The sequence below is a fragment of the Mesorhizobium sp. USDA 4413 genome (genome assembly GCF_056280365.1).
The window spans coordinates 3367825-3383809 of sequence record NZ_JBVPRP010000001.1; the positions used below are offsets into that span (position 1 = coordinate 3367825).

Annotated in this window: 24 protein-coding genes and 1 riboswitch; of the genes, 15 read left to right on the forward strand and 9 right to left on the reverse strand. The window is 63.5% G+C overall.

Translation table 11 applies throughout. The annotated features are described in order from the left end of the window. Position 1 precedes the first annotated feature (1 nt). The 6 genes from ACVMIM_RS16080 (at position 2) to ACVMIM_RS16105 (ending at position 3046) form a co-directional block, all read left to right on the forward strand. On the forward strand, positions 2 to 481 hold the full coding sequence (locus ACVMIM_RS16080) for a molybdenum cofactor biosynthesis protein MoaE (protein WP_476113151.1): 480 nt from the start codon (positions 2 to 4) through the stop codon (positions 479 to 481). A 130-nt stretch (positions 482 to 611) separates the two neighbouring features. After that, the gene (locus ACVMIM_RS16085) at positions 612 to 1025 is read left to right on the forward strand and encodes a YbaY family lipoprotein (RefSeq protein WP_476113153.1); all 414 of its coding nucleotides are present in this window, start codon (positions 612 to 614) and stop codon (positions 1023 to 1025) included. Between the two features lie 176 nt (positions 1026 to 1201). Next, positions 1202 to 1471 (forward strand): hypothetical protein, encoded by a 270-nt coding sequence (locus tag ACVMIM_RS16090; protein ID WP_476113155.1) that lies wholly within the window; start codon positions 1202 to 1204, stop codon positions 1469 to 1471. Between the two features lie 197 nt (positions 1472 to 1668). Further along, a riboswitch (Fluoride riboswitch) is annotated at positions 1669 to 1730 on the forward strand. A 96-nt stretch (positions 1731 to 1826) separates the two neighbouring features. After that, positions 1827 to 2261, forward strand: a complete 435-nt coding sequence (gene crcB / locus ACVMIM_RS16095) for a fluoride efflux transporter CrcB (protein ID WP_476113157.1) — start codon at positions 1827 to 1829, stop codon at positions 2259 to 2261. A 3-nt stretch (positions 2262 to 2264) separates the two neighbouring features. After that, positions 2265 to 2687, forward strand: coding sequence for a fluoride efflux transporter CrcB (gene crcB / locus ACVMIM_RS16100; protein WP_476113159.1), 423 nt, complete (start codon positions 2265 to 2267; stop codon positions 2685 to 2687). A 14-nt stretch (positions 2688 to 2701) separates the two neighbouring features. Then, the gene (locus ACVMIM_RS16105; protein WP_476113161.1) at positions 2702 to 3046 is read left to right on the forward strand and encodes a DUF190 domain-containing protein; all 345 of its coding nucleotides are present in this window, start codon (positions 2702 to 2704) and stop codon (positions 3044 to 3046) included. A 17-nt stretch (positions 3047 to 3063) separates the two neighbouring features. On the opposite strand, the gene ACVMIM_RS16110 is transcribed toward ACVMIM_RS16105, so the two are convergent. Together ACVMIM_RS16110 and ndk are read right to left on the reverse strand one after the other, a co-directional pair. Continuing rightward, positions 3064 to 3270: a hypothetical protein gene (locus tag ACVMIM_RS16110; protein ID WP_278050950.1), complete on the reverse strand. Its 207-nt coding sequence runs from the start codon at positions 3268 to 3270 to the stop codon at positions 3064 to 3066. A gap of 187 nt (positions 3271 to 3457) precedes the next feature. After that, positions 3458 to 3880 (reverse strand): nucleoside-diphosphate kinase, encoded by a 423-nt coding sequence (ndk, locus tag ACVMIM_RS16115; protein ID WP_278050951.1) that lies wholly within the window; start codon positions 3878 to 3880, stop codon positions 3458 to 3460. 169 nt (positions 3881 to 4049) lie between these two features. Here ndk and ACVMIM_RS16120 point away from each other — a divergent pair, with 169 nt between their 5' ends. Next, positions 4050 to 4280 carry a hypothetical protein gene (locus ACVMIM_RS16120; RefSeq protein WP_476113163.1) on the forward strand — a complete coding sequence of 77 codons (231 nt, stop codon included), beginning with the start codon at positions 4050 to 4052 and terminating at the stop codon, positions 4278 to 4280. Between the two features lie 3 nt (positions 4281 to 4283). Here ACVMIM_RS16120 and ACVMIM_RS16125 read toward each other — a convergent pair whose 3' ends face one another. Both ACVMIM_RS16125 and ACVMIM_RS16130 read right to left on the reverse strand, forming a co-directional pair. Further along, positions 4284 to 4580: a DUF1905 domain-containing protein gene (locus tag ACVMIM_RS16125; protein ID WP_476113165.1), complete on the reverse strand. Its 297-nt coding sequence runs from the start codon at positions 4578 to 4580 to the stop codon at positions 4284 to 4286. A 22-nt stretch (positions 4581 to 4602) separates the two neighbouring features. Continuing rightward, positions 4603 to 5295: a glutathione S-transferase family protein gene (locus tag ACVMIM_RS16130; RefSeq protein WP_476113167.1), complete on the reverse strand. Its 693-nt coding sequence runs from the start codon at positions 5293 to 5295 to the stop codon at positions 4603 to 4605. 54 nt (positions 5296 to 5349) lie between these two features. Between ACVMIM_RS16130 and ACVMIM_RS16135 the strand changes: the two genes are divergently transcribed. Both ACVMIM_RS16135 and ACVMIM_RS16140 read left to right on the forward strand, forming a co-directional pair. After that, a complete protein-coding gene (locus ACVMIM_RS16135; protein WP_476113169.1) occupies positions 5350 to 5859 on the forward strand; it encodes a DinB family protein in 510 nt (169 codons plus the stop codon). Between the two features lie 189 nt (positions 5860 to 6048). Then, positions 6049 to 6834 (forward strand): GGDEF domain-containing protein, encoded by a 786-nt coding sequence (locus ACVMIM_RS16140; RefSeq protein WP_476113171.1) that lies wholly within the window; start codon positions 6049 to 6051, stop codon positions 6832 to 6834. 37 nt (positions 6835 to 6871) lie between these two features. Here ACVMIM_RS16140 and ACVMIM_RS16145 read toward each other — a convergent pair whose 3' ends face one another. Next, positions 6872 to 7291: a hypothetical protein gene (locus ACVMIM_RS16145; RefSeq protein ID WP_476113172.1), complete on the reverse strand. Its 420-nt coding sequence runs from the start codon at positions 7289 to 7291 to the stop codon at positions 6872 to 6874. A gap of 244 nt (positions 7292 to 7535) precedes the next feature. Here ACVMIM_RS16145 and ACVMIM_RS16150 point away from each other — a divergent pair, with 244 nt between their 5' ends. Next, a complete protein-coding gene (locus tag ACVMIM_RS16150; protein WP_476113173.1) occupies positions 7536 to 8351 on the forward strand; it encodes a sterol desaturase family protein in 816 nt (271 codons plus the stop codon). A gap of 7 nt (positions 8352 to 8358) precedes the next feature. Here the strand turns inward: ACVMIM_RS16150 and ACVMIM_RS16155 are convergent, their stop codons facing one another. From ACVMIM_RS16155 to ACVMIM_RS16165, 3 genes are all read right to left on the reverse strand, one after another. After that, positions 8359 to 8661: a DUF982 domain-containing protein gene (locus ACVMIM_RS16155; protein WP_476113175.1), complete on the reverse strand. Its 303-nt coding sequence runs from the start codon at positions 8659 to 8661 to the stop codon at positions 8359 to 8361. A gap of 153 nt (positions 8662 to 8814) precedes the next feature. After that, the gene (locus tag ACVMIM_RS16160) at positions 8815 to 10896 is read right to left on the reverse strand and encodes an ATP-dependent helicase (protein ID WP_476113177.1); all 2082 of its coding nucleotides are present in this window, start codon (positions 10894 to 10896) and stop codon (positions 8815 to 8817) included. A 209-nt stretch (positions 10897 to 11105) separates the two neighbouring features. Beyond that, the gene (locus tag ACVMIM_RS16165; protein ID WP_476113179.1) at positions 11106 to 11273 is read right to left on the reverse strand and encodes a hypothetical protein; all 168 of its coding nucleotides are present in this window, start codon (positions 11271 to 11273) and stop codon (positions 11106 to 11108) included. 135 nt (positions 11274 to 11408) lie between these two features. Here ACVMIM_RS16165 and ACVMIM_RS16170 point away from each other — a divergent pair, with 135 nt between their 5' ends. After that, positions 11409 to 11591 (forward strand): hypothetical protein, encoded by a 183-nt coding sequence (locus ACVMIM_RS16170; RefSeq protein WP_041001850.1) that lies wholly within the window; start codon positions 11409 to 11411, stop codon positions 11589 to 11591. A gap of 353 nt (positions 11592 to 11944) precedes the next feature. On the opposite strand, the gene ACVMIM_RS16175 is transcribed toward ACVMIM_RS16170, so the two are convergent. After that, complete coding sequence (locus tag ACVMIM_RS16175; RefSeq protein ID WP_476113181.1) at positions 11945 to 12913, reverse strand: LysR substrate-binding domain-containing protein; 969 nt, start codon at positions 12911 to 12913, stop codon at positions 11945 to 11947. A gap of 112 nt (positions 12914 to 13025) precedes the next feature. Between ACVMIM_RS16175 and ACVMIM_RS16180 the strand changes: the two genes are divergently transcribed. The 4 genes from ACVMIM_RS16180 to ACVMIM_RS16195 all read left to right on the forward strand — a co-directional run bounded on the left by ACVMIM_RS16180 (position 13026) and on the right by ACVMIM_RS16195 (position 15984). Beyond that, a complete protein-coding gene (locus ACVMIM_RS16180) occupies positions 13026 to 13859 on the forward strand; it encodes a hypothetical protein (protein WP_476113182.1) in 834 nt (277 codons plus the stop codon). Then, positions 13859 to 14983: a DMT family transporter gene (locus tag ACVMIM_RS16185; RefSeq protein WP_476113183.1), complete on the forward strand. Its 1125-nt coding sequence runs from the start codon at positions 13859 to 13861 to the stop codon at positions 14981 to 14983. Before ACVMIM_RS16180 ends, ACVMIM_RS16185 begins: the two co-directional genes overlap by 1 nt. Further along, positions 14964 to 15185, forward strand: a complete 222-nt coding sequence (locus ACVMIM_RS16190; protein ID WP_476113185.1) for a hypothetical protein — start codon at positions 14964 to 14966, stop codon at positions 15183 to 15185. The genes ACVMIM_RS16185 and ACVMIM_RS16190 overlap by 20 nt, the downstream gene beginning before the upstream one ends. 355 nt (positions 15186 to 15540) lie before the next feature. After that, complete coding sequence (locus tag ACVMIM_RS16195) at positions 15541 to 15984, forward strand: Ros/MucR family transcriptional regulator (protein ID WP_476113186.1); 444 nt, start codon at positions 15541 to 15543, stop codon at positions 15982 to 15984. Position 15985 lies beyond the last annotated feature (1 nt).

The window sequence follows — 15985 nt, forward strand, 5'->3', positions numbered from 1 at the left end:
GATGGCCGGCGCCGTCGTGCCCGCCATCCGCATCCAGCGCGAGGATTTCGACGTCGCCGCCGAGATCGCCGGCCTGACCAAGGGGCATGCCGATATCGGCGCCGTGGTCACCTTCTCCGGCCTTTGTCGCGACGAGCAGGGCGCGCTGTCGGCGCTCGAGCTGGAGCACTATCCCGGCATGGCCGAGGCCGAGATCGGCCGCATCGCCGCCGAGGCGACGGATCGCTGGCCGCTGCAGGGGCTCACCGTCATCCATCGCCATGGAAAGATAGCGCCGGGCGAGAACATCGTGCTGGTGGTCGCGGCCTCGTCGCACCGGCAGGCGGCGTTCGAGGCGGCGAATTTCCTGATGGATTATCTGAAATCGCGCGCCCCCTTCTGGAAGAAAGAACACCGCGCCGACGGCTCCGAGGGCGGCTGGGTCGAGGCCAAGGAAGCCGACGATCGCGCCGCAGACCGCTGGAAGAAACAGGGCGAATAATGCATGTCGCCCAGAAGTGTGCAGCGGTTCTGGGGCAACGACATGCATCAGAAAAAACTCCCCTGCGGCCATCGAACGACCGCAATCCTTCCCAAGCCTGCCGGTTTGATTTGCTTGGCGGAGCAGGGTCATGCTGGACCGCATCGCGGAGTTCTTCATCTTCGGACTGGTGCCGCTGGTCGTCGGCGTGCTCGCCGTGCCGGAAATGACCAAGGCCGGCGAAAAGACGATCGCGGGCGAAGTGACCTACCGCGAGCGCATCGCCTTGCCGCCCGATGCCGTGCTCATGATCGAACTCGCCGACGTCTCAGTGGCCGATGCGCCGGCAACCGTCATCGCCAAGCGTAGGATAGCGCCCACCGGCCAGGTGCCGATCAAGTTCGACATCGGCTTCGATCCGAAGGCGATCCAGAAGGGCCGGACCTACGCGCTGCGGGCGCGCATCACGGTCGGCGAACGCCTGATGTTCATCACCGATACAAGCCACCAGCTCGACCCGCTGGATGCCAAGCCGCAGATGCTGCTGCTGAACATGGCGCGCTGACATCGGGCGCCCCGCTGGGTGCCCGACTTTTCAGCCTTGGAACCGTCTTCGCCGGAATAAACCGGCGGCGCCGAGCGTTGACTTATGCAGATGGCGGGCAGGCAAAGGGACAAACGCCCCTTCACACCGCCAGACCGAATGCGCGGGATCGATCTGGCACTCAATGGAGACCAGATATGAAGAAGCACATGCTCATACTCGCAGTCACAAGCATATCGCTGATAGCCTTCGCCGGCTTTGCCAGGGCGGACGATCATCTGTTCAATGCCACGCAGCATGGCCTCAGCCCCGACAGCCGGCCCTTCCAGACCAACAAAGCCGGTCATAGCGGCGACCTTGCACCTGGGCAGGGCAGCCCGTTCACCGGCGAGGAGACGAAGACGCCCTCCACCGACACCGAGGCGGCGAACGCCCACGCGAATGTGAAAGACCGCCAAGCCAAATGATTCCTTGCCCGCCGGAGGGGCGGTGGGAGCAATTCCAGGAAAAGTGGGGCGCGCTTCCGTCCCGGAATTGCAGAAAAAGGCCGCTAGAGCGGGGTCTCCGCTTCCGCGTTGATTCCGCTCTGGGGGCTGTGTCGACTGTCCTGTTTCTCATCCGAGAGCAGGGCAATTGACCGCGTCGCTACAACCCCCTAGGTTCCCTCAAAAATGGGGATGGGGTTCCCCCGAAACCGCCCTTGTGGCTGATGACTCCTGCCAGGCGTGCTGTTGCGCGGCAGGATTTGTTTTCCCGCTCGTATCATGCCTGATTTCGTGAAGTGATTCCGGTGCGGAATCGCGTTGGAAAGGCATTGAAACGATGACCCTTGCGGCTTGCGCCCTGGTCTTGATCGGCGGTTTCCTCGGCGGCATTTCCCGCTTTTTCCTGTCCGGCGTGGTCGGCCGTGGCGTCGGAGAGACCTTTCCCTGGGGCACGCTGGCGGTCAACGTCTCAGGCGCGCTGGCCATCGGCGCCTTTGCCGGCGCGGCGCGCTCGGTCGGCGGCGTCTTCGCCAGCGATCTCGTACGCGATCTGATCGTCGTTGGCCTGTTCGGCGGCTACACCACGGTATCGTCCTTCTGCCTGCAGACGCTGAACCTTGCGCTCGACGGCGAGGGGCGGCTCGCCGCCTTCAACGTCGTCGCTTCAGCGGCGCTGTGCGTGCTGTTCGTCGCCCTCGGCTTTTGGGCGGTCGTCTGGGCGGTTGGTTCAACCACCTGGGTGGTTGGTTCAACCACCGGGGTGCCGGGCTGAGCGATGACCGACAGGCAGATGGCTACCCGGCTTTATCTGGCGGTCGGTTGCGGCGCGGCGATCGGCTCTCTGACCCGCTTCCTGTCGGGCTATGTCATCGTCTCGCTGCTCGGCCTGAACGCGCTTTGGTCGACCGCGTTCGTCAATGTCGTCGGCTCCTGGGTCATCATGGCCTTCGCCACGCTGACCGGGCCGGACGGCCGCCTGATGGTTGGTCCCGCCAGCCGCAATTTTATCATGGCCGGCTTTTGCGGCGGCCTCACCACGTTTTCGGCGATGAGCCTCGACATCTTCCTCCTGCTGTTCGAGGGCGACTGGCCGCTGGCCGCGACCTATCTCATCAGTGTGGTCGGGCTGTCGCTGGCCGCCGCATGGCTGGGCTATCTCATGGCGTCCAGGCTCAACCGTCTGCCGGTCGACGGGTAACACGGGAGGAGAACATGGAACTTCCCGCGCAATGCGCGCTGCTCAGGATCTTCTTCGGCGAGGACGACAGGGCCGCCGACGGCAAGCCGCTGCACGAGGCGATCGTCATCAAGGCGCGCGAGGCCGGCATGGCCGGCGCCACGGCGCTGAGGGGTCCGCTCGGCTTCGGCCGTTCCAGCGTGCTGCACACAGCCAAGATCCTGCGCCTGTCGCAGGATCTGCCGATCGTCGTCGAGATCGTCGACGCCCCGGAGAAGATCGATGCGCTGATCCCCGGGATCAAGGCGCTGACCAAGACAAAGAGCTGCCTGATCACCAGGGAGAAGGTTGAGGTCATCCGCTACGGCGACGGGGATTGACCCAGCGAACCGCGCGATCAGCGGTGGCGTAGGCGACGGCCGATCGTGTCTTCGTCGAAAATGCCGGCGGAAAAGAGCCTCATGGCTTCGATGGCCAATTCGGAGGCCTCAGGGCTGCCGCGGGCGATGCCCCGCTCCTCGCAGACCTGGTCATAGATACGCTTAAGCAGAACGAGATCGTCCGGATATGCAACACCGCTTGTGGAAACATGAGGGTCGATCATGCTTCCCTCCCTATCTCCGGGCGGAAGTGCGACGGGCGCTCGCAGCCTGCGACGCCGCTATCACTTGATGCCCCTATCACTTGTCGCTGAAGACGCCAATCTAGGGCACGCGTCCTCCTTGCCCACCCGGTGCGACAAAAAAGGCGACCCTTAGGCCGCCTTCATTGCTTGACCTGCAGCTTGCCGCTTAGCCGACGATCTCGGTGTCGGAGAACCAGTAGCGGATCTCCTGCGCGGCGGTCTCCGGCGCATCCGAGCCGTGCACCGAATTCTCGCCGATCGACAGCGCATGCACCTTGCGGATGGTGCCTTCGGCGGCGTTGGCCGGATTGGTGGCGCCCATCACCTCGCGGTTCTTGGCGATGGCGTTCTCACCCTCCAGCACCTGCACAATGGTCGGGCCGGAAGACATGAACTCGACCAGTTCGCCGAAGAAGGGGCGGTCCTTGTGGACGGCGTAGAAGCCTTCGGCCTCGCGGCGGCTCATCCATACGCGGCGCGATGCCACGACGCGTAGACCCGCGTCCTCCAGCATCTTGGTGATGGCGCCGGTCAGATTGCGCTTGGTCGCATCCGGCTTGATCATGGAGAAGGTGCGTTCGATCGCCATAGGGTCGTCCTTGTTCTGGGAATGGAAATTGGAGTGGCGGGCTCTATACAAGCCGCTTAGCGGCTTGCCAAGAGGAGGCGGCTTCTGGTCAAGGCCGGCTCTTTGCGGGATAGTTAGATGGCGTTTTTCGCTAGGAGACCTGGAGCATCGAGCCAGGGAGTTGAAAGCGATGAACTGGCCCTGCCTCAGACGCGGCGACGTCGCCGGCATTCTCTTCATGGCCTTAGTTCTTGCCGTGCTAGTCCTTCTGCTGCTGTTCTTTCCGCTGCGCGACCGGAATTTCGGCTTCGGCCCGGAATGGCAGTGTGCACGGATGGAGCAGGGCGACCCGATCTGCGTCAGGCTGGTCGACAAGAACGCGCCGGACAAGGGCGCGCCGAACAGGGAAGCGCCGGACTAGACGCTAAAGCTCGAGCTCAATGATCACCGCCGGCACGTCGCCGGCCTTCAGCCCTTCGCGCTGCCGCACCAAGGCCTTGACGGGCAAAAGCAGGCTGTCCGATGCCTTGTCGGGGAAAAGCGACGTGCTCCATCTTGTCTTGCCGATCACGGCCGTGACGCCGAGCGAGCCCCACGGGCGCGCCAGTCCCGCCATCGCCGCCTTGATCCGCGCCGCGACGTCCGTCGGCAGCGTCAAAAAATGCCAACCGCCCTTGCCGGGGTAGACCCAAATCTCGGCCTGCATCTCATAGCGCAACATGACAGTCCGACGCTCGCGGCGTTCACGCCGCGGCCGCGACTTGCCGGCCGATCCCGCCGTGCAGGTCAAGGCAGCGCTCGAACCAACTGGCGATGCTGTCGCTATCGTCAAGCAACTGGAAGGGCGAGGCGATGCGCGCCCATTGCAGCGCGCCGAAGACGATGTAGTCGGCAAACAGCGGCGAGGCTCCGCCAATAAAGGGCTGGTAGGTGAGCATCGAGCGCAGCGGCTCCAGCGAGGCGCGGAAGCCGGCGAGCCCTGCATCGCGTCCGGCCACCACCTCTTCCAGCCGCTTGCCGTAGCGCCGTTCGCGATCCTCGCGGAAGTATTGGCCGTTCGTCTCATCCTGCATCCCATGCAGGTCGGTAAGGGCCACTGTTGCAATGTAAGGATGGATGGTGAGCTGCGACCAGCGCTCGATGAAGCGTGCCGTCGCCTTGCCGCCTTCACCGGCAAACAGCGTCGGCCGATCCGGATAAGCTTCGTCGAGATAAAGAGCGATGGCGAAGGAATCGGCCACCACCCGCTCGCCGTCGCGGATCACCGGCACCGTCTTCGACACGCCGCCTTCCACCTTGGGCACTTCGAGGAAGCGTGTCGGCATCTTGGTCGCTGCGAGCCCTTTGTGGGCCAGCGCCATCTTCGTCTTCCAGCAGTGCGGGCTGAACGGGCGTTCGGTGTCGTGGCCGACGAGGTCATAGAACAGAATGGTCATTACGGTTCCTGCGGGTTACGAAGAGCCTGGATTCGTTGTGAGCCGGATGGAAGAATGAAACAGCATTTCATGATGTTTGCGGCTTACAATCAATGGGCCAATACGCGCATCTATGATGCCGCCGCTGATCTCGACGAAGAGGAACTCGGCCGCGACGTCGGCGCCTTCTTCGGCTCGATGCTTGGCACGCTCAACCATCTGCTCGTCACCGACCGCGTCTGGATGAAGCGCTTTACGGGCGAAGGTGACGCGCCCTCGAATCTTGCGGCGATCCTCTATCGCGCCTTTCCGGGCTTGCGCGTGGCACGCGAGGCCGAGGACAGGAGGATCGTCGATTGGGTGGGCGGCATGACCGACAAGGCGTTCACCGGACGTTTTTCCTATATGACGACCGACATGCGCACCGTCTCGCAACGGCTGGCGCCGGCGCTCAGCCATCTTTTCAACCATCAGACCCATCATCGCGGCCAGGCGCATATGTGCCTCACCGTGCTCGGCCGGCCCTCGGTGCCGCTCGACCTGATGCTGTTCCAGCGCTCGGAGGAAGGCCGCGCCTACGCTTGAGCGCGGCCATCGCCACGGCTTTCCGACCGCCGATTGTTGATCGAACTCAAAGGAAGACTTGTATATCCCTTTGACAACGAATTGTTCCCTGAAAAATGGAACCCTGCCGGACTTGCATTGAACCTAATGAATTAGCACTTCGTTTGCGCTCCCGCTGCACAATGGGCCAATTGCAGTGGGAGCAATGCCATGCGCATCGATTTGTCCCCTACGAGTTGGGGCAGGGTTGTGGTGGTCACCGCCGCCGGCACCGCCTTCTTCATTGCGGCGGCCTTCTTCGTCGATTCCTTCAATTTCCCGTCGCTGCCGCCGCAGGCGCTGCTGTGGGCGAAACTCACGGACCTGTTCCTGCCGCTTCTCCTTGGCGGCTCCTTCCTGTTCTTCCTGATGTGGAAGATGCGCCAGCTCGCGATCGCCCAGAAGGAGCTCAGCGTCGTCGCCGCGACCGACAGCCTGACGGCCGTCTTCAATCGCGGCGCCTTCTCGATGCTGGTGGAAGCCTATCTCGAGCAGGCACGCAGCCATAACGTCGCCGATTCCGGTGCGCTGCTGATCGTCGACGCCGACCATTTCAAATCGATCAACGACCGTCTCGGCCATGACTGCGGCGACCAGGCGCTGAAGCTGATCGCGAGCACGATCCAGGGGCAGCTGCGCGGCGCCGACATTGTCGGCCGCATCGGCGGCGAGGAATTCGCGGTCTTCCTGCCGGGCGCCGACGCGACGCGCTCCTTCCTGGTCGCGGAATCGATCCGGCTGCGTATCCGCGAGGCTGAGTTCGCGCCCGGCGGTCAGCCATGGCCGCTTTCGGTCAGCATCGGCGGCATCGCCTTCAGCGGTCCAACCACCTATCAGGACATGTTCCAGGTCGCCGACAGGCATCTCTACAAGGCCAAGTCCAACGGTCGTGACCAGGTGAGCTTCGAGAGCCCGCGCGGTGTGCCGTCGGGCGAAGTCGCCGGCACGGTGCACTGAACGGCTCTTCGCGCCACGAGCTTGGGCTGAACCGCTCTCAACGGCGGTTGCGGTTGAGCAACGGCCTATGCTGGCGGATCAACTGGCGCTCGATATCGAGATAGGGCCTGACCAGGCCCGCCGCGGCCGGGGTCGGTTCCGGCTGATGCACCACTGCCGTCAGCATGCCGTGTTCGGCGAGCAGGTTCAGCCATTTCAGCGCTTCCCATTTGGGCGTCGTGCCGCCTCGGCCCGTGAGGCTCCAGTTGATATAGCCAGGATAGGAAAGCAGGCGTTTGCCCGCCGAGGCGCCGCAAGTGCCGATCCTGACCGGCTTGCCCCCGACGGTGATCCAGGCATAGACGGCTTCGCCGAGCTCGCACGCCTCGGGGTCGGTGATCGTCACCCGGATCGACGACCTGTCCCGGCTGAGCCGCATTTCTGCCGCCGGCTTGAAACGATCGCGATCGAGAAACATCCGCCCTCCTAATGCATGTCGCCCGGAAGTGTGCAGCGGTTCCGGGACAACGACATGCATCAAAACAAAGACTTGAAGCGCGTCCGCAACTGACATGGTGAATGCGAACGGTCCGTGCGGTGTTTCACGCAGCGGTCGAAAAGTTTCACGGGATCTCGCAGCGCCGCGCTGGGCGGCAGCAACGGTCCGTTCATCCTTTGGCGGCTAGTGTGGGACGCTGGCTTCAGCCGATCCGCGAGCGACCGTGTTCGATCTCATCGACTACAAGGCGGTGCTGGTCATCGCCCTCATCTTCATCCCGCTCGAGCAGCTCCTGCCGCTGCATGCCGGGCAATCGGTGACGCGCCGGCATTGGCTGAACGACGTCTTCTATCTGCTCTTCAACGGCATCGTCATCAAGTTCGGCATGCTCTTGGTGATCGGCGCCGCGATGCTGGTGGTCCGGCATGCCGTTCCCGGCGCGCTTCCCGCCGCCGTCCAGTCACAGCCTTTATGGCTGCAGGTGATCGAGGCCCTGCTCGTTGCCGACATAGGCTTCTATCTTGCCCATCGCGCCTTTCACGCGGTGCCGTTCCTGTGGCGCTTTCACGCCATTCATCATTCGATCGAGGAGATGGACTGGCTGGCCGCCCACCGCGTGCATCCGGTGGACCAGATCCTGACCAAGTCGGCTTCGTTCCTGCCGCTCTTCGCCCTGGGTTTTTCAGGCGAGGCGGTTCTCATCTACGTGCTGATCTATCATTGGCAGTCGGTGTTCATCCATTCCAACACCCGCATAAAGTTCGGGCCGCTGAGATGGCTGATAGCCTCGCCGCAGTTTCATCACTGGCATCATGCCAATGAACGTCAGGCCTATGACAAGAACTTCGCCGCCCAGTTGCCCGTCATCGACCTGATCGGCGGCACCCTATTCATGCCGCAACATATGCCGGAGAAATACGGTGTCGACGAGCCGGTGCCGCAACTCTATCACCAGCAGCTCGTCTATCCCTTCGTGACCACGGCCGAGCCAGCCGCGCCGATCGCCGAAGCTTCGCCGGCGGCCGCCAAGCCGGAATGACCTGTCGTCAGGCGGCGAAGCCGCCATGGCCGCGCGCCACCCGCTTGACCGAGGCGATCGGCTGCTCCGAAGGCCAGAGCACGCCGGCTGTCACCGCGAAGGTGATCAACGCATCGCGCGCGGCCTCGGTCGAGATTTCTCCGCTCCGCGCGTCTTCGCAGGCCTTCACCGCGGCGCCGTAGCTGAGGCGCCGGCGCGACGGCGGGAACTCGGTCAGGAAGTCGTGCATGTCGAACAGCGAGGCAATCATGCGCTTGTGGCCGGCGCCGACGCTGAGGGCGACCGGGGTGAAGAACGTCCTGTCGTGCATTCGGGACCTCGTCTGTTGGCTGTGGAGGCGGCGGGCCTCCGATCTGGGGGAAGGACGCCACACAACGCGACTTGCGGCGGGAGGTTCCGGGCATGCCGATTTTTTCTTCTCGGACTTGATCCGTCTTGAATCGGCAGGAGAGGGACAGGCGGCCTATTTCCACATGCCGCGCATGCGGGCGCCGAGATCGACCTTGACGCCCGGCCGCTGGCGCGGGTCGTCCTTGAGCGCGGCACTTGCCCAGGATGATTGCTCGAAGGCCGAAAGCATCGAGGCCGGGATGAAGCGGGTCCGCGAAGCATAGACGTGGCGGTCGCCGCGTGCCGCCTGATTGTGCGGATAAAAACGCTGCGGCACCACCAGATGCAGGCTGTCCTTGGCCCTGGTCATCGCGACATAGAGCAGGCGCCGCTCCTCCTCGATGTCCTCCTTGGTGCCGACGCCGAGATCGGCCGGGATGCAGCCGTCGACCGTGTTGAGCACGAAGACGTTCTTCCATTCCTGGCCCTTGGCCGAGTGGATGGTCGACAGGATGAGGTAATCCTCGTCGCGATGCGGCGGCCCGGCCTGGTCGCTTGTGGCGTCGGGCGGATCGAGGGTGAGCTCGGTCAGGAAGCGCTCGCGCGACGGATAGGTCGATGCGATCTGTTCGAGCTGGATGAGATCGGCGCGTCGCGTGATCGCGTCCTCATGGATGCGCTCCATATGCGGCTCGTACCAAAGCCTGATCCGTTCCAGATCCGCCGGCCATTTGGCACCGGCGCGCAGCCCGCTATAGATTTCGAGGAACACCGGCCAGTCGTGCGCGGCGCGCTGCGGCGGCCGGAACCGGGCAAGGCCCAGCGTCTCGTCGAGCGAGGTCGCCATGGCGTCTACGATCTGCGAGGCGGCGGACGGGCCGATGCCGGGCATCAGCTGCAACACGCGGAAACCGGCGACGCGGTCGCGCGGGTTCTCGGCGAAACGCAGCATCGCCAGCATATCCTTCACATGCGCGGCGTCGAGGAATTTCAAGCCGCCGAACTTGACGAAAGGGATGTTGCGGCGCGTCAGTTCCACCTCCAGCGGCCCGCTGTGACTCGAGGTGCGAAACAGCACCGCCTGCGCCTTCAGCGCCGTGCCGGCCTCGCGTTCGGCCAGGATCGCCTGGCAGACATAATTGGCCTGCTCGGCCTCGTCGCGCACGCTGACCAGCTGCGGCTTGTGCGAGGACCGGCGCTCGGTCCAGAGATTCTTGGTGAAGCGCTCGCTGGCCTCGCCGATCACCCTGTTGGCGGCGGCCAGGATCGTCTCGGTCGAGCGGTAGTTGCGCTCCAGCATGACGATCTCGGCGCCTTGCACGAACTGCTTGGGGAAATCGAGGATGTTGCGCACTTCCGCCGCGCGGAAGGAATAGATCGACTGCGCGTCGTCGCCCACCACGGTCAGCCCCGCGCCGTCCGGCTTCAGCGCGAGCAGGATCGAGGCCTGCAGCCGGTTGGTGTCCTGGTACTCGTCGACCAGCACATGGTCGAAGCGGGAGCCGAGATGCGCGGCGATCTCCGGCTCGGCCGCCATCTGCGCCCAGTAGAGCAGGAGGTCGTCGTAATCGAGCACGTTCTGCGCCTGCTTGGCCTCGACGTAGGCCGCGAAGAGTTCCTTCAACTGGTCCGCCCATGCCGTGCACCAGGGGTAGGCGGAGCCCAACACTTCGTCGAGAGGGGACTGCGCGTTCACGGCCCGTGAATAGATCTGCAGGCAGGTGCCTTTGGTCGGAAAGCGGCTTTCGGTCTTGGAGAAACCCAGCTCGTGCCGAGCAAGGTTCATCAGGTCGGCCGAATCCTCGCGATCATGGATGGTGAAGGCGGGATCAAGGCCGATCTGCTCGGCATAGTCGCGCAACAGCCTTGCGCCGATGCCGTGAAACGTGCCGGCCCAGGCCAGCGCGTCGGCGATGATCGCCGCGTCGCGCCCCAGCACCTCGCCGGCGATGCGCTCCACCCGCTTGGCCATCTCGGCGGCGGCGCGGCGCGAGAAGGTCATCAGCAGGATACGACGCGGATCGGCGCCCTTGACGATGAGATGCGCGACGCGATGCGCCAGCGTGTTTGTCTTGCCGGAGCCCGCGCCCGCGATCACCAGCAGCGGCGTCGCCACCTTGCCGTCGCCATGCACCACCGCCAGCCGCTGCTCGTCATTCAGCCGGGCAAGATAGGCGGGTCTCTCGAAGGACGAATCACGGGCGGCGATGTTCATCGCCCATCAAGCATCGTTTCCGCTTTGTTCGCAATAATTTCCTCGCTCCGCAAGCGGGAAGAGGTGGCCGCTAAGCGGCCGGAGAGGGGCTGCGCCGGCATTCAGGAAATGCGTTCACTGGAAGGGATATTCCCAGCCGAAAGAGCGTATTCCCCAATCCGCTTCGGCCTCGCCCGGCCGCCTTTCCTCCGCCAACGCGGGAAAAATCGCTACCGCTTCGGTTCCAACCCCATCGCCGCCGACTGCCGCCGCAGCCTGCGTCTTTCATCGCCCGGCATATCCAGCGGCGCGACGTTTCCCGGCACTTCGTCGATGATCCTCACGGCGACGCGATAGGCGGTATAGGCAAAAAGGCCGGCAAGCAGAAGGCGGACCATGATCAGTTCCTCGTTGCGTATTCGATTGGCTCGGGATTTCAACCGGACGCGGGCCGGTTGGTTCCCCGCGCCACGCAACCAAACCGCTATCGCCTCGTTTGCCCTTCATAAAGGGGCGAACGAGAGGAGGTCGTCATGAAGAAACTTCCTGTACTGCTGGCTCTCGCGGCAGGGCTCGTGCTCGCCGCCTGCGACAACAGCGTGCAGCCCACCAAGGCGCCGGGCGATGAAGTTAACCAGAATCCGCAGGTCGACAAGAACCCGGTGCCGAAATCGACCACCGGCGGAGATCAGCAGGGCACGGCGCCAAAGCAATAGGGCAGGGGCGGGTCGAGTTATCATCGGCCTTAAACGTCAAGTTATCGCCGGCCGAAACGAAGAAGGCCGGCGCTGCTTGGGAGGAAGCTGGGTAGCGCCGGCCAAGCGGGAAAATCAGGCCCGCCGCACGATCCAACATAGCTGAGTCTCCGCTTTGCGTCATGGCGTGATCGCGGTAGCCCGCTATGCAGCTTCGAAGAGACCGCGGGAAAATCCTGAAATTCTGCCGGGATTCGCCTTCGCGGGCTGGATGTTGTGTTGATGCACAAGTGGCGATCGACCCCGGCGGCCGGATATTGGAGGCCAGAGGCGTCGAGCAAGACATGCGCGAACGCTGGTAGCAATCCTGGCCCTCACGCCAGCGCCGAGCGTCCGTGCTGTCCGCCGGCGATCTCGATGTCCAGCTGGCGCTGTGTCAGCGCCGCTTCGGCCATGATCCACTGCTTGAATAGTTCCACCTTGCGGGCGCCGAGCGCCTTGATCGGGCTGACGAAATACCAGCCCGCGGTGTTGGGATGGTGGACCGCGAAGGGAGCCACCAGCCTCTCGGCGCGGATGTCGCTTGCCATATAGGCGCGGTTGGCGACGGCGAAGCCCATCCCGGCATTGGCCGCCTCGTAGGACATCATGCAGGAATCGAAATAGACGCTTCTCGTCTGGCCCAGCACGAAACTCGCGCCGGCGAAGCCCAACCACGACTGCCAGTTCTGCGTGCAGGTATCGGAGTGCAGCAGCGTGAAGTAGCGCAAGTCCTCCGGCACCACCTTCGACAGCGGCTTGTCGCCCAGCACCTCATGGAAGAGCTTGCGGCTGCACACCGGCGTCAGGTCTTCCTTGAACAGCAGGTCCGAAGTGAGGCCGGGGAAATTGCCGTCGCCGTAACGGATTTCGAGATCGTATTCGGAGGTCGAGAACTCATGCGTGGCGTAAGAGGTCGATACCCGCATCTCGATGTCGGGATATTGATGCTGGAAGGCCGAAAGCCGCGGAAACAGCCAGCGCGCCGCGAAGGTCGGCAGCACGCAGATGCGAAGCACATGCGCCTGCGACTGGCCGGTGGCCTCCATGCTGGCCGCCACGATGCGCTCCAGCGCCTCGCGTACGCGCGCCACATAGGTCTCGCCCTCCGGTGTTAGCGATACGGCATTGCCGCCGCGCTCGAAGATCTTGAAGCGCAGCTGGTCCTCCAGGCTTTTCACGCGCTGGCTGACGGCGGACGCGGTGATGAACTGCTCCTCGCCGGCGCGTGTGAAATTCTTGTGCCTCGCGGCGCTCTCCACGATTTTCAGCGAGTTGAGGTTGACCTGACTGAGCAGACGCACGGGGTTTCGACCTTAAGCTGGGCTTACGCTACCACCAGCATTCCTAAATTTACAGGGGAGGGCGCTTAAATGACTGTTAACCAAGTGTTGCCCCCACCTTGGAGAAAGTAGAATGAACGCCCACACAATTCCCGAACTGCGCTGTGCAATGAGCCGCGAGGCAATCATTGGTCACGAGACGGCCTGGAAAGTGTCGAGCTTCGGCGTCGCCCAGTATCGTCATGATTACGACCCCGCTCTGCTTGCCGCCATTGAGGAAGCCGCCCTGAAGTTGAAGGCCAGTCATGCCGTGCACAAGCATCTCGACCTCACCTTCATCACCGGTGCCGACCGCTATATTCCGGAGATCAAGGAACTTTTGCACGACAAGCTGCGCCTGGAAAGGCTGTCCGACATGATGGGAACCAAGCTCGAGCCGTATCCGCTGTCGATCGTCGGCTCGACTGTCACCTTCATGAATCCCAAGGACGGTGCGGTCGAATGGCATTGCGATGGCGTTCCGGTGACGGAGCTCATTCCGCTGTCGATCAGCGATCCGCTCATCGGCGGTCATCTCGAGATATATTGCGACGATTCCGAGACCGGCCGCTCGATCCTGGAATCCGGCCGCGACCTGCCGCGCAACAAGATCATGCGCATCGATCACAAGATGAACTACGCCACGCTCGGCCAGTTCCTCGGCGTGCTCCACCGCACGGCGCCGATCCAGCTCGGCGAGCGCGTCACGCTGGTGCTCAACCAGCGCTCGGCGACCAAACCCTATGTCGACGACAACCGCATGTTCTATCTCGCCGCCGACAACGACCATGACCGTGCCTGGGTGAACGAACTGGCCGAGGATGTCTGGACCAACCAACTGCCCGCCTATCGCCGCCATGCCGAGGAGCATCTCGTACCGAAGCCCGCTGCCGAACCTGTTTCGGGCGGGGCGAGGGAGTCGTGGTAATGACCAACGATCCGGTCGAGCGCCAGCCGCCTTCAGCGTCGCTGAGCCTCGTGCCGGACTGTCAAAACCGTGCCAGCGCCGCGCTGGGGCCGGCGCTGGCCTTCGCCCTCGGCGCCGTGGCGCTGTGGGCGACCAACGCCCTAGTCGGCAAGACGCTGCTTGCCCTCTATCCGGTGTCGCAAGTGCAGTTCCTGCAGTTTTGCGGCGCGGCTTTGATCTTCGCGCTGATCCGGCTCTTTCCTTCCCCCCTTATTGGGGAAGGTGGATCGGCGCGCAGCGCCGGGACGGACGAGGGGTGTTCCAGCGGAGCGAGACGTTGGCATTCCCTGGAACACCCCTCATCCGACTTCGCTACGCGAGGCCACCACCCGGGGGCGAGCCGCGGGTCTTGCCCCGTCCTCCGGAACCCACAAGGGGAGAAGGGGACGTCCGCACTCGCCTACCTCGTCGGCTTCCTGGGCTTGGTCGGCACGATGGTGCTGCAATATATCGGCTTCGCCTCGATGCCGGTTATCGAGGCAAATCTCGTCGCCTATACTTGGCCGCTGATGACCGCCGCGGCGGTCATCCTGCTTGGCCGTCCGCGCCGTCCGCTGCTGCTCGGGCTGGCGGCCGCGCTTGGCTTTGTCGGCGTGGCGCTGGTGATTTCCGGTGGCCGCGCGCAGACCTGGTTCGAAGGCGGCAGCTTCGTCGGCTATCTCGCAGCCTTCGGCTCGGCGCTCTGCATGGCCTTTTACTCGCTCGCTGTCGGCCGCCTTGCCGTGTCGCCGGAGCGTCTGCTTCTGCCCTCGGCGCTGATCGGCGTCGCGCTCACCTTCGCCTGGTGTCTGCATGACGGTGTCGTGCGCCCGAGCGGCGCTCACCTTCTGCTTGGCCTTTATCTCGGCGCCGGTCCGATGGGGCTCGGCTACTATTTCTGGTCGCGCGCGGCAAAGCTCGACCACGGCGGCAGGATAGCGGTCGTCGCCTATCTGACGCCGATCGCTTCCACGTTTCTGCTGACCTTGTCGGGCGAAAGCCTGTCGATGACGGCGATTGCCGGCGCCGTCCTCGTCATTGGCAGCTGCCTCGCGGTCGGCATCGAAGGTACGGAGACTAGGCACAATGTCCAAAATAGCCGTTGACGAGGACGAACGCCGCGCCAGGCAGGAGGCGCACTGGCTGGTCAGGGAGTTTGGCACGGAGGCGCCGCTCTACGCGGCTATGAAGGCGGAAAAAGCTATCGAGCAGAAGGATTTCGGCCGCTGCGCGCGCTGGAAGCGCGTGCTGGAAATCCTCGCGGACGAGCCGCCTGCGGAACTCAGGCGCGGTGTCGCCGGGAAATGAGCGATTTGCCACGCGAACGCCGAATCGAGCATGATCGGTTGTCTGGCGGCGGATTTGTCGTTGTCGTGCCGGAACTTTGCGTGAACTTCGATTTTTCAGCAACTCCTACCGTAAGTTGAAGTGCTATAGCCCCTTTTACGCATCCAGGCGGGTAGCCGGTGCTATAAAACGCTGTCTATAGCTATTAGAATTCCTAACTTGCGCGTTTCCAGTCCGTGTAGAAACATTGCGCGGTATTGAGTCTCGTGGCTTTACTGACTCTGGACGGTCCGTTGGGGGACCTGTCCAATTCGATACACCGACGAAAGTCTTAAAAAAGAGCTGGCGATTTAAGGGCCAGCAGAAGGTGAAAAAATTGTCCAACATCGACGACAAGACTGCAATCGAACTGACCGCCGACATTGTCTCGGCCTATGTCGGCAACAATCCGCTCCCTGCCTCCGGCCTGCCTGACCTGATCGCCAGCGTCAGCGCCTCGGTGCGCAAGCTCGCCAGCAGCAGCGTTGTCAAGGAGGCGGTGGCGCTGACGCCCGCCGTCAATCCGAAGCGCTCGGTTTTCCCAGACTACATCGTGTGCCTCGAGGACGGAAAGAAATTCAAGTCGTTGAAGCGCCACCTTGCGACAGATCACGGCCTGACGCCGGATGAATACCGCGCGAAATGGGGCCTGCCCGCCGACTACCCGATGGTGGCACCGAGCTACTCGGCGACCCGCTCGGCGTTGGCCAAATCGTCCGGCCTGGGCCGCAAGCCGGCCGGCGGCGATGCAGGCAAGGGCAGGCGCAAGGCCAAGGCCTGAG